Source organism: Candidatus Dadabacteria bacterium (genome assembly GCA_026706695.1).
In the GTDB taxonomy this organism is placed as follows: Bacteria; Desulfobacterota_D; UBA1144; order Nemesobacterales; family Nemesobacteraceae; genus Nemesobacter.
In genome coordinates this window covers 1-12,450 of the sequence record JAPOYE010000098.1, presented here as the reverse complement: position 1 = coordinate 12,450, position 12,450 = coordinate 1, and the positions used below count along the sequence as shown (strand labels likewise).

12 protein-coding genes and 1 pseudogene are annotated in these 12,450 nt (G+C 46.1%); 9 read left to right on the top strand and 4 right to left on the bottom strand.

Translation table 11 applies throughout. The features are described 5' to 3' along the window. Positions 1-15 precede the first annotated feature (15 nt). Positions 16-357, bottom strand: coding sequence for a histidine triad nucleotide-binding protein (locus tag OXG10_07570; protein ID MCY3827213.1), 342 nt, complete (start codon positions 355-357; stop codon positions 16-18). A 119-nt stretch (positions 358-476) separates the two neighbouring features. Further along, entirely contained in the window at positions 477-617 is a 141-nt protein-coding gene (locus OXG10_07565; GenBank protein MCY3827212.1) for a hypothetical protein, read from the bottom strand. Positions 618-1,010: 393 nt separating this feature from the next. Between OXG10_07565 and OXG10_07560 the strand changes: the two genes are divergently transcribed. From OXG10_07560 to OXG10_07520, 9 genes and pseudogenes are all read left to right on the top strand, one after another. Then, entirely contained in the window at positions 1,011-2,396 is a 1,386-nt protein-coding gene (locus tag OXG10_07560; protein ID MCY3827211.1) for a Fic family protein, read from the top strand. A gap of 2 nt (positions 2,397-2,398) precedes the next feature. Beyond that, positions 2,399-3,151 (top strand): (Fe-S)-binding protein, encoded by a 753-nt coding sequence (locus tag OXG10_07555; GenBank protein MCY3827210.1) that lies wholly within the window; start codon positions 2,399-2,401, stop codon positions 3,149-3,151. After that, positions 3,148-4,593 (top strand): LutB/LldF family L-lactate oxidation iron-sulfur protein, encoded by a 1,446-nt coding sequence (locus tag OXG10_07550; protein MCY3827209.1) that lies wholly within the window; start codon positions 3,148-3,150, stop codon positions 4,591-4,593. Before OXG10_07555 ends, OXG10_07550 begins: the two co-directional genes overlap by 4 nt. Then, the gene (locus OXG10_07545) at positions 4,590-5,216 is read left to right on the top strand and encodes a lactate utilization protein C (protein MCY3827208.1); all 627 of its coding nucleotides are present in this window, start codon (positions 4,590-4,592) and stop codon (positions 5,214-5,216) included. Before OXG10_07550 ends, OXG10_07545 begins: the two co-directional genes overlap by 4 nt. Positions 5,217-5,458: 242 nt before the next feature. After that, positions 5,459-5,632: pseudogene (locus tag OXG10_07540) on the top strand (zinc ribbon domain-containing protein). Between the two features lie 186 nt (positions 5,633-5,818). Next, a complete protein-coding gene (locus tag OXG10_07535; GenBank protein ID MCY3827207.1) occupies positions 5,819-6,610 on the top strand; it encodes an SDR family oxidoreductase in 792 nt (263 codons plus the stop codon). Positions 6,611-6,676: 66 nt separating this feature from the next. Beyond that, on the top strand, positions 6,677-8,419 hold the full coding sequence (locus OXG10_07530) for a class I SAM-dependent DNA methyltransferase (protein ID MCY3827206.1): 1,743 nt from the start codon (positions 6,677-6,679) through the stop codon (positions 8,417-8,419). A 9-nt stretch (positions 8,420-8,428) separates the two neighbouring features. Then, entirely contained in the window at positions 8,429-9,505 is a 1,077-nt protein-coding gene (locus OXG10_07525; GenBank protein MCY3827205.1) for a hypothetical protein, read from the top strand. A gap of 2 nt (positions 9,506-9,507) precedes the next feature. Further along, positions 9,508-10,875: a hypothetical protein gene (locus OXG10_07520; protein ID MCY3827204.1), complete on the top strand. Its 1,368-nt coding sequence runs from the start codon at positions 9,508-9,510 to the stop codon at positions 10,873-10,875. Positions 10,876-11,038: 163 nt separating this feature from the next. Here the strand turns inward: OXG10_07520 and OXG10_07515 are convergent, their stop codons facing one another. Together OXG10_07515 and OXG10_07510 are read right to left on the bottom strand one after the other, a co-directional pair. Then, on the bottom strand, positions 11,039-12,295 hold the full coding sequence (locus tag OXG10_07515) for a three-Cys-motif partner protein TcmP (protein ID MCY3827203.1): 1,257 nt from the start codon (positions 12,293-12,295) through the stop codon (positions 11,039-11,041). 15 nt (positions 12,296-12,310) lie between these two features. After that, positions 12,311-12,450 (bottom strand): DUF5131 family protein (locus OXG10_07510; protein MCY3827202.1); only part of this gene is annotated, 140 nt, incomplete at its 5' end.

Below are 12,450 nucleotides of genomic sequence, written 5' to 3'. Positions count from 1 at the left end.
CCAGAGCACACGAAATTATCCCGGAGGCCAGGTGAATCTCCTTCCACCGAGAATATGTACGTGCAGGTGAAAAACGCTTTGTCCCGCATCCTCGTTCGTGTTTACGACAAGCCTGTACCCGCCCTCACTGAGGCCGAGCATTGAGGCTACTTCCGAAGCCTTGACCATAAGGTGTCCGAGGACCGTCTGATCTTCGGTCTCAACAGTTGCCATTGAAACTATCTCCTTTTTCGGAATGAGGAGAACGTGGACGGGAGCTTGGGGATTTATATCCCTGAAGGCCAGACAGAACTCATCTTCATATACTATATCGGCTGGAATTTCCCGGTTTATTATCTGTGTGAAAATCGTGCTCATGGCTGTGATTGTCCATCAACTTGGTTCTGATGTCAAAACCCCTTGCTAAGTCTTTCGACCTGCTAACGGATAGATTCATAAAGAATGGTGGACCTGAACTGATGATACTACGGGCAGAACTAAGGAATGTACTTCCTTATCTCTGTTCTGTAATCTTTAAACTCCTTACCTTTTCTGAGGTAAACGAGTCTTAATGCGGCTTCGGTTAAAAATGCTTTAAGATTAGCCCTGTCATTTCCCGCTTCAACCTCGGCTTCCACAAGTGATTCTTTCTCTTTATAGAGCTTTCCGTTTATCCAGAAATGTAGTCTCTAACTCCTCGCTTCGTGGCTGCCAATGTAGGAGTATCATCCTTCAATTCACGCATATTAAAGATGACAAAGCACCTCGCATCTCAATTTTTTTGTGTGGAAACTATTTTGTGTAACGAAGGCCTGTTTACCGGAAGGCCTGCCAACGGTTTGTAAAAATCCCGCGGGTTAAAGTTTGAAGCCACGCCTGGAGAAAACACACAGTTTGCGCAAAAACTTGATAATTGCGCAAAAGCATGTTTTAATTACGCATAACTGCACTTTAGTTGCGTATAAAAGCCTTTAATTGCGCACAACTGTATTTTGCTTGCGTATATCTCTATGTGCGCTACTGGATAAAAAATGGGAAAAAGGATACCGGAAGAAAAGTTTCAAGCCATCGAACTGATTGTGTCAATGTTCCCGGATGGAACCGGTATTCGGGAAATTGCAAACAAACTTGATGAGAAAATTCCTCGTCGCACGCTCCAGTACCGACTGAAACATCTCGTAGACGAGGGTCGTCTGCTTATCGATGGCGAGAAACGCGGAGTTAAGTACAGACTTCCTGTCACAACAGCAACATATAGGAAAGTTCCTAAAGAAGACGCCGGATCCGGAGAATCATTTTCGGAGAGCATAAATGAAATTCGGAAATATATTCGTCAGCCCATCGAAACGCGAAAGCGAGTAGGTTATGACCGAAAGTTTCTCGATTCCTACCTGCCGAACAAGAGTTTCTATCTTTCTAAGAAAGAGCGGGAATATTTGAGGAAGATCGGCACCCAGGTTACGGTGGAACAGCCCGCAGGTGCTTATGCGAAGCAAATTCTCAACCGACTGCTCATAGATATATCATGGAGCTCAAGCCGTCTTGAGGGTAACACCTATTCCCTGCTTGAAACCGGCCGACTTATCAATTTCGGCAAAGAGGCCGAGGGAAAGGATCAATTTGAAGCTCAGATGATCCTGAATCACAAAGAAGCGATTGAATTCCTTGTCGATTCCGCAGCGGAGACCGGCTTTAACCGCTACACCATTTTCAATCTCCATGCGTTGCTGGCGCATAACCTTCTTGCCGACCCTAAATCGGTCGGCAAACTGCGACGCATCGCTGTGGGAATCGGAAAATCCGCATTCCGGCCACTCGAAACGCCTCAGTTGATTGACGAATGTTTTGACCAACTCCTCGCGAGCGCCACCGCCATCAAAAACCCGTTTGAGCAGTCCTTTTTCACCATGGTACAAATCCCCTATCTGCAGCCGTTTGATGACGTTAACAAGCGCTTGTCACGTCTTGCCGCCAACATCCCGCTGATCAGGGAAAACCTCATGCCTCTATCTTTTATAGAGGTACCAACCGACACATATACCGAAGCGGTTCTGGGTGTTTATGAGCTTAAAGAAATTGTCCTCCTCAAAAACATCTATATCAAAGCCTATGAATCCTCGGCTTTACGGTACAGAGCGGTAAGACAGGTGATCGGAGAACCTGATCAGTTCCGAATCAAGCATCGCGAAGGGCTTCTTCACCTTGTACAGGAAATCATCCGTGCTTCAATGAACAGAAAGTCCGCATTTGAGTATACTGAGGACTGGGTGAAAAAAAACATTGAATTTGAGGACAGGGAAACATTCAGAGAAATTGCCGAAAACGAGTTGATTGCATTGCACGAAGGAAGCTGTGCACGTTATAAAGTTACTCTGGCCGAATTCCAAGCGTGGCAGGAAATCTGGAACAAAAAATAGTTATGAGTTCACCAGAAAAACAACAAAAGATCCGTCTTTTCATAAGCTGTCTCGTAGACAATTTCTTCCCCGAAGTAGGAGAAGCGATGCTGAGGGTTCTCTCAGGCATGGGGTTCGAAATCGAATTTCCGCAAGAGCAGACATGCTGTGGGCAGCCCGCGTTTAACTCCGGTCACGCAAAAGAAGCCGAGAAGGTCGCCTGTCACTTTCTTGATGTTTTTGGCGATGGAGACGAGGCAATCGTGTGTCCCTCGGGTTCATGCGTATCCATGGTAAAACACTATTACGCGGAACTTTTCCGCAATGATCCCGAAAAACTGTCCCGAGTGGAGAAGGTTTCATCCAACATTTATGAGTTCTCAGAATTTGTTTTCCAGCGGAAAGAAGCTCTCAATCTTGACTCGGCATACAAGGGCAGGGTTACGTTTCATGATTCCTGCCACGCGCTAAGAGAACTCCGGATAAGCTCTCAGCCTCGCGAACTTATCAAGTCCCTTAACGGAGTCGAACTCATCGAAATGGAGATGGCCGATGCTTGCTGCGGCTTTGGAGGAACTTTTTCGATTAAGTATCCGGAAGTATCAAAATCCATGCTTCAGGAAAAAACAGACTCGATCCTGGATTCAGGGGCAGACGCTGTCGTTTCAACCGACATGGGATGCCTCATGAACATAAAAGGACTTATATCCAGAAAAAAAATGCCCGTAAAAGTGCTTCATCTGGCCGAGCTCATGGCTTTTGAGGACACTAAATGATTACCGAACGCATAGACTTCAAGAAAAATTCCGTAGAGGCTCTAAAAAGCCCAAAGCTGAAAAAAGCTCTTGTGAATTTCACCGACAGGTCAAGAGCCTTCAGACGGAAAGCGGTAAACGAAGTCTCTGAGTGGGAAGAACTCAGGTCCGAAGCCAGAAGGATAAAAGAAGATGTGATCAACAATCTGGACAGCTATCTTCTGGAGCTTGAAAAAAGCGTTATCAGGATGGGTGGCAACGTACACTGGGCAAAAGATGCCGAAGAAGCTTCCTCAATAGTGGTCGATATAGCCAGAGAAAACAACGTCAGAAACGTTGTAAAAAGCAAATCGATGGCCACAGAGGAGATAGAACTTAACAGGCACCTCATATCAAACGGGATAAACACCGTGGAAACAGACCTCGGGGAATACATAGTTCAGCTTTGCGATGATCATCCCTTCCACATAATCGCCCCCGCAATCCATAAGACCAAAGAGGACATCTCAAAGCTTTTCTCCGAGAAATTCGGAGTGCCCGAGTATGAAGAGCCGGAAAAGCTTACGGAAATAGCGAGAAAAAAACTGAGAGAAAAGTTTCTCTCGGCCGATATGGGCGTTTCCGGGGTGAATTTCGCCGTGGCGGAGAGTGGAACCATAGCAATAGTGGAGAACGAGGGCAACGCCAGGCTCGCAACCACGTTTCCAGACATACACGTGGCTATCATGGGAATAGAAAAAATCGTTCCCAAGTTTGAACAGCTCTCCATCTTCTTGAGCCTCCTGGCAAGGAGCGCCACGGGGCAGAAATCCTCCACTTATGTTTCCCTCATAACGGGCCCCAAAAGGGAAGGGGAGAGCGATGGTCCCCGGCAGTTTCACCTTGTTTTTCTTGATAACGGAAGAAGTGACATAGCAAGATCAGAGGAGACAAAGGAATCGCTCTACTGCATAAGATGCGGAGCCTGCATCAACATATGTCCGGTTTACAGGCAGGTAGGAGGGCACAGTTACGGATGGGTTTACTCGGGACCGATAGGCGCGGTAATAACTCCCCAGTTAAACGATTTGGAAAAAACGGCAGACCTGCCGTTTGCGTCATCCCTTTGTGGAGCCTGCAGGGACGTGTGCCCGGTAAAAATCGATTTTCCCCATGTTCTTCTCTCTCTGAGACAGAAAGTAGTGGAACAGGGCAGGAAAAAGCCGGATCCGGCAGGATTCATGGAGAAAATTGCTTTTCGGGTCTGGAGTTTCGTTTTCAGCAAGCCGTTTTACTATAACCTTACAGGAAAAATGATGGTCTTTCTCCAGTATTTCTACCAAAGAGATAATGAGCTACGGGGACTTCCATATCCTTTTTCAAAATGGACTAAAGAAAAGAATTTTCCTGCTTTTTCGAAAAAACCCTTCAGAGAGAGATGGAAAGAAAAATATCATGGGAAAAACGGAACATTACTAAAATGATTTCTAAAGAATCAAAGGCACTTATACTGCAAAACTTATGTTCTGTATCAACAATGGAGAGAGACGTAAACGAAAGTACGGAAAGGGTCTTTCTAGATCCTCAATTATCTATTGATCAAAGTAAGTTACAAAACGATTTTATAGTAAACTTTAAGATGGTATCCGGGGAAGTTCATCTTCTCGAAGAAAAGGGAAGCCTGATTGAGAAAATAAATGAACTTATCCAAGAGCTTGGTGCCCAGTCGGTTTCCTTCTGGAATACAAAACCCTTGAAATCACTTGAAATTGCCTCGGAAACTGATCTTGCAACCGCAGATATAGGAATAACTGGAGCTGATTTTGCCATTGCTGACACAGGAACTTTAGTTCTGCTGTCCGGTCCGGAGCAGCCGAGACTTACTTCGCTTCTACCTCCCGTGCATATCGCGATACTTGAAAAGGAGAACATAGTTTTGGATATTCATGCTCTGTTTGCAAAGCTCGGGGAATCTTATGAAAAAAATTATGATGAATTGTGTACGTGTATTTCTTTTATAACTGGACCGAGTAGAACGGCTGATATAGAACTTAACCTTACACTGGGAGTTCATGGTCCAAGAAGGACAATAGTCATAATTGTCTGAAAAACCTATAAGCTTTTATCTTTAATTACCTCTAATTACTCATAAATATATCCCAAATGATACTCCTCCTCCAGTTTCCCAGCGAAAATACCCAACGTCCGATAATGTATATTATGTAAACTTATTTAAATCCATGAACAAATCCGGGGAAATCAGCTACAAGCGCCCTATTTCACCGCTGTTCTTGATTTTTTCTCATATGTCCGGATGATTTTCTGGAAATATGGGAGATTTTATAAGCCATGCCTATTTACGAATATCAATGCCAGAAGTGTGAAGGCGTCTTCGAGATCCTGCAGGGCTTTAATGACAAACCTGTAAGAAAGTGCGAGGAATGCGGAGGAAGACTTAAAAGACTCATCTCTGTTTCCGCTTTTCACCTGAAAGGCTCGGGTTGGTATGAAACCGACTACGGGAAGAAAAAAATAACTGAGCCCAAGCAGCTAAAAGATCACGATGTCGGAGAAGGTGCCCCTGCCGCTTCTTCTCAAAGTCCCGTTCTTCCAACGGAACAAGCTGCTGTTTCAGGTTCCAGTCAGACATATGACTCGATAAAGTCCGATACGAAGAAAGCAAAGTCAAAGCAGAAGAAAAAATAGCTTATGGACCTCGGTATAAAGGGAAAGGTCGCCTTGGTAGCGGCGTCCAGCAAGGGAATCGGAAAAGCAATAGCTTTCGCTCTTGCGGATGAAGGTGTAAATCTCTCCATATTCTCGCGTTCGGAAGACGAAATAGAACGCACAGCTTCCGAAATTAGAACTCGTTTTGATGTCCATGTTCTTGTCTCCGCGGCCGATGTAACAAATACAGAACAGATTGACCGTGTAATAGAAGAAACGGTAAAAGCACTTGGCGGAATTGATATTCTGATAAACAACGCCGGAGGACCCCCTTTCGGCTTTTTTGAAGATTTTGAATCACCTGACTGGCAAAACGCTCTGGAACTTAACCTTCTAAGCGGCATTTACCTGGCGAAGAAAGTAGTTCCTCTGATGAAGAAGAGAAGCTGGGGAAGAATAGTCAACATAACCTCAATAGCCGTTAAGCAGCCAATAGACGGGCTGATACTCTCAAACACTTCCCGTGCCGGGCTCATAGGCTTCTCAAAGACTCTTTCAAACGAACTGGCAAAAGACAATATACTGGTGAACAACATCTGCCCCGGAAGAATCTACACGGACAGGATAAAAGTGCTTGCGGAAAAAAGGGCTGCGCAGTCGGGCATTGAATACGAAGAAGCCATAGAAGAGATGGAGAAGGATATTCCCCTGCAAAGAATAGGAACCCCTGAAGAACTGGCCGCCCTAGCCTGCTTTCTTGCTTCAGAAAAAGCAAGCTACATGACTGGAACTACTATCCAAGTAGACGGAGGACTTCTCAAAGGACTGCTTTGATCTCGTTTTCATAATATATATAACCACCCGATTATGGAAGCATTTTGATTGAAAATATAAACCGCCATGCGCTTGTCTTGGAATGAAATCCGAAGCCGTGCCGCCGAATTCTCCCGCGAATGGGCGGACGCTGCCTACGAAAAAGGAGAAACGCAAAGTTTCTATAACGATTTTTTTGAAATATTCGGCGTTAAACGCCGTTCTGTCGCGCGTTACGAAGAACATGTGCAGAAACTGGACAACAGTTCAGGATTCATTGACTTGTTCTGGCCGGGGATGCTGCTGGTTGAACAAAAAAGCGCAGGTCGTGATCTGAATCCCGCCCGCAAGCAGGCGGGAGATTACTCTGATGCTCTGCCTGAAAAAGACCGCCCGCGCTATACACTCATAAGCGATTTCCAAAACTTCGAACTTCTCGACCGCGACGAAAGGGAACTGCTTCGTTTTACGTTGCCCGAACTTTCAACCCATGTCGAAAAATTCGGATTTATTATCGGCGTGGAACGCAAGACTTTCCGCGATCAGGACCCGGTCAATATCAAGGCGGCTGAGCTCGTCGGGCGGTTGCACGACGCGCTTGATGAGGCCGGGTACCGCGGCCACGGGGATCTGGAACGCTTCCTGGTGCGGATCGTTTTCTGCCTGTTTGCCGACGACACGGGTATTTTCGAACCGCGCGACATGTTCCTAGATTTCATCGAGACGCGTACTAGGGAAGACGGTTCTGATCTAGGGCCTCTGCTTGCCCAGCTTTTCCAGGTTCTGGATACGCCGGATAACGAGCGCTCTACAACGCTTGACGAAGACCTCGCAGGCTTTCCCTACATAAACGGCGACCTTTTCCGTGAACCCTTGCGTATCCCTTCTTTTACCAGGACAATGCGCGAGCGGTTGCTCGAGGCTTGTTATTTTGACTGGTCGAACATATCTCCCGCAATTTTCGGCGCGCTTTTCCAGTCGGTCATGGAACCGGCCGAGCGTCGCGCCCAAGGTGCGCACTACACTACCGAGAAAAACATCCTCAAGGTGATTGAACCGCTGTTTCTTGATGAACTCCGCGCTGAATTCGAGAAAATGAAGGCATTGAAGAACAACCGCGAAAAACGGCTTCGAGAGTTTCAGAAGAAGCTCGGCAACCTTACCTTTTTCGATCCGGCCTGTGGCTGCGGGAACTTTTTGATCATCGCTTACAGGGAAATCCGTCTGCTTGAAATAGAGGTAATCCGTGAGCTTCGCACGCGTAAAATCCGCACGACGGAAACCAGATCAGGACGACAGAGAGAATTTTATATGGAGATACTCTCCTTGGTGAATGTGAACCAGTTCTACGGTATTGAACTCGGTGAATTTCCAGTGAGGGTCGCCGAGACCGCCCTTTGGATGATGGACCATATCATGAATAACCGGTTGAGCCTGGAGTTCGGGGAGGCTTACGCGCGTATTCCGCTGAAAGAATCGCCCAATATTCGATACGGAGACGCCCTGGAGACCGGCTGGACCGAGATTCTGCCGCCGGAGCGCTGCGACTACGTGTTCGGCAATCCGCCTTTTGTGGGCGCAAAATTTCAGACGGCTGACCAGCGCGCGCAAGTTCGCAAGATAGCCGGTCTGGGTAAAAGCGGCGGCAGTCTGGATTATGTCGCCGCCTGGTTTATAAAAGCCGGAGAACATGTTCGAAATACCTCGGCGCGAATCGGATTCGTGGCGACTAATTCCATTACGCAGGGCGAGCAAGTAGCGCAACTCTGGCCGGTGCTGTTTGACCGTTTGAAGCTCGAAATCAGCTTCGCTCACCGTACCTTCGCCTGAGGTTCCGAGGTGCGAGGCAAAGCACATGTCCATGTCGTAATCATCGGGCTGGATAGACGAGAAAAAGCAAAACCGGAAAAACGCCTGTTCAGCTATCCTGACATTGATGGCGAACCGGAAGAAACCCGGCACAAGACACTTTCACCTTATCTGTTTGACGCTGCTGGACTTCCTAACCCCCATATAACGGTTTGCGAGGAGAGCAGACCAATCAACGGGATGACAAAACTGATTATCGGGTCAAAACCGATAGACGGTGGCCATTACATTTTTACGGCCGAAGAGCGGGCGCGGTTTCTCGAGGAAGAACCCGATGCCGGACCTCTGTTGCGCCCTTTTGTTGGCGCCCGGGAGTTTCTGCAAGGTAGTAGACGCTGGATTCTTGCCTTGCATGGCGTATCGCCGTCCTTGCTGGCAAAGTTGCCGGAGGTAAGGAAACGAATTGCCTCCGTGCGCGATTACCGTAAAGCCAGCAAGAGCAAGCCAACGCAGAAATTAGCGGAAATCCCTACTCTCTACCATGTAAACGTGCTTCCCACAGCCCCGTTTCTGGTCATTCCAGAGATCAGTTCAGAACGGCGGGAGTATGTCCCCATCGGTTGGCTCGAACCACCAGTAATTCCAAGCAATAGTCTTCGCCTGCTTCCCGACGCTACTCTTGTGGATTTCGCATTGTTGACCTCAGCTATGCACATGGCTTGGATGCGCGCAGTAGCAGGACGTTTGGAAAGCCGTTATATGTATTCCATCGGTGTAGTCTACAACACTTTTCCATTGCCCCCGCAAGGTAAAAATACGTCGAGACTGGAACCACTTGCGCAAGCGGTACTTGATGCCCGCGCCACCCATCCGGATGCGACGCTATCTGATCTCTACGACCCTAATCTTATGCCACCCAATCTGCGCCGGGCTCATCAAACCCTAGATCGTGCGGTAGACCGACTCTATCGCCGTACAGGCTTCTCCTCAGAACGCCAGCGAGTTGAACATCTCTTCATGCTCTACGAAAAAATGCGGATGCCACTAAAAACCAAAATTAAACCAACAAAAGGGGGGACAAAGAATACTTCAAGGAGTAGAAAGTAAGGATGTCTCTAGATAATCTTCCTTCAAAAGCAAATGAGCCAATTTTCTTGGAAAATACAAGTGTAACTCATGTAGGAAACTTACGCTTGCCGACACCTTGTTCGGTTAACGTGCTTCTTCATCTATCACCAATCATAACATGCCGTATGGAGTCGGAGCATCTTCCCATATTACTTTTAGAGCATTACCAACATAGACCATTCCTCATTACCCTAGGAAACGGTTTCAAAATCAACGTACTACTTTTTTACAATTTCAATGACGTTGTTTTCAAAAAATCAAAAAACTCTTTTAGGGGGTTTTTAGTGCCTGCTGTGAGTCCATGTACTGTAGCTCAACCGGATACACGAATTCAATCCATGAGTTTCAGCATGTTAAATTTTAGGGAATTTTATGGTTCGCATGACAAAAAAACCAAAGTTAATGAAAAGTCTCTCCGTCGATTAGGTGCTACAAAAATGGAACATCATCCTTGGAGGATTGATATTACAGAAACACCTAACTTCCATGAAAACCGGAAGATATTAGAGCAAGAAGATGGATACGCTGTCTCACACACAGGGCTTATCAACCGCTCTGATAGAGAAACATTCTTAGTAAGTGAGGCAAAAAATGTTTTGAGTGGTTTGCGAGTTTTTCTTTCGTTCGTCAGCGGTTCGGCGTGTGGTTTAACACTCGTGAAAGCGATTGATGAATACGATAGGGAGTTGACACTTGAATGGGGAACCGCTCATGTCGAACCATGGAGTCAAGGAACTAAGGGATGTTTACCTGCAATAGGAGGAGGAGATAGTATTTCCCAGTTGTTTCCTGGATTTTGGTGCTTTTATAATGATCCAGACTGGAAAAAGACCCTATGTACAGTTATTGACTGGTATTTCAACAGTAATAATAGTTTTGCTCATATAGGCATCATTCTTGCTCAAGCTGCCTTAGAATCTTTGTCTTACAAGATTATAAGAAAAGAGCTCTCAGCAAATAAAACAAAGGAACTATCAACAGAAAAAAAGCTGCGGAAATTATTAGGAATAGTCGAGATTGACAATGAGATACCTTCTTCATGTAAAGGTCTAAAAGATTTTTCCGAACAAAAAATTAAACAAAGAAGGGAGAAATATGAAGATTGTTACATTGGCGATGCGCCAGAAGCGATTGTACAAATCCGCAACGACCTAGTTCATGCAGAAAAGAAATATACGCCCATTCCTCCCGAGGCCCAAATAGATGCTATTCGGTTGAGTCTCTGGTACATAGAACTAATCTTACTCAGAAAGTTTGGCTATAATGGTAAATACATGAACCGTCTACGAATTGCTGGTGGAGACCCATATGAATATGTGCCTTGGGTAAAACAAGTCTCGGGCCAATAACTATATTCCCAAATATAATACGATTAAATCCCGACCGAACTTGATCCCAGAGAGAAGAATACTTTTGAGATAAAGGTATTCAGATAGGGGGAAGAGCACGGTGCTGGCAAGGAAGTGGTCTCCGTCTGGAGATTTGATCTGAAATAGTTACCAAAAAGAAAATTCACCGTATGCGAGAGACTACCGAAAATAATAAAATTGGAGGTAGTGCTATTCGATCTGTAGACTTCAAACGCTTTAGCGAACGCGAACGCACCTTGCCTTCTGGATCTAGAATTTGAAACTCTTTTTCTCTAACGAGCTGAAGGACAATCTCATCAAGATCAGAAAACCGAGCGGCAGTCTGATTTGCGAATCTATGCCGCATTGCATCTACGGTAACTGGCTGTTCAGATACCAAGCTATGTAACTTCCCTGGAAGCGAGTCCAGAAGCTGTTTTTGCATCCGCTCCTTGTCAAGGTCGCCGAATTGAAACAAAGGAAGATTTGAGGAGTCTCTTAATGCATCCCACCCTAACATGCCGAAATCACCGGGACCATAATGCTCAAACCTATTCTGAATCTCCCAATGCAGTTGAATCATCACATCTCGCGCGGTGGGATGTCTCGATAAATGGAGAAACCATAATGCACGGCGAGACACTTTGGGGCGAATGAAAAACGGAGTGTCGTATTCTGCCCCGGTCCTTACGCGCAGATGGTCGCGCAAAGTCCTCTGAACTAGTGCCCTTCCACCAACCCCATCCTTATTTTCTATCAAATCGCCTATCTGTTGTTCAGTCAATTGCAGCGGTGAAACCGCTTTGACTATCTGAGGTGTTTCTGTCAGATGATTAACAAGTGACTCCGCAGCAAATGTCAGTATGACTTCGGCCGCATTCAACTCACCCAAGATATTAGAGACGAGTGACAACTCTACCTGAGAAAAACCGGTCTGGTCGAGAAGAAAAATGGCACGTCCAATACGAGGCTGTCTTTGTTTAATTGAACGGAGAATATCTTTGACTTCATTCTCGAAAAGACCGGTTCGGACAACAATTTTGTCTTCATCAACCCTGTATCCACGCTCTCTGAGAACTTTTCTGAGGTGATCCGTATGAGCTTCCTCTTTGTCAACAAAATAGAATTTACAATTGATGTGTAGTCGCTTTTTCCGCTTCCTGTTTAAACGCTCTTCTGCTTTTTTTGCTTCCTCTAACATGACCAAAGGCGTACCTGAGATTTCGGTATTTCCATCACGAAATGTACCGCCTCCAGCAAAACCATCGATTAGATCAAGCCTGAATTCCTCCCGTTGCGGATTGACATTCAGTCTATCGAAATATTCCTGAATGTATCTGCGCAACACATCCAGTTTCGCCTTGCTATGTAGTTCAATCCGAGGAGGTGGCTCACTAGGGTGCCACTCGAAAGAAGACATGGATAATTCCTCCGTTTAGTAGTAGTTAGGCATAGCGTTATGTTCCACCCCTTCAAGCATGCGACCACCAGCCTTGGGTGTTCGCCCTCCCCATTGCTTGAAGAAGAACGGCACACCTGTGGAAACACATTGGTCACGGATGTCACAAACCCAAT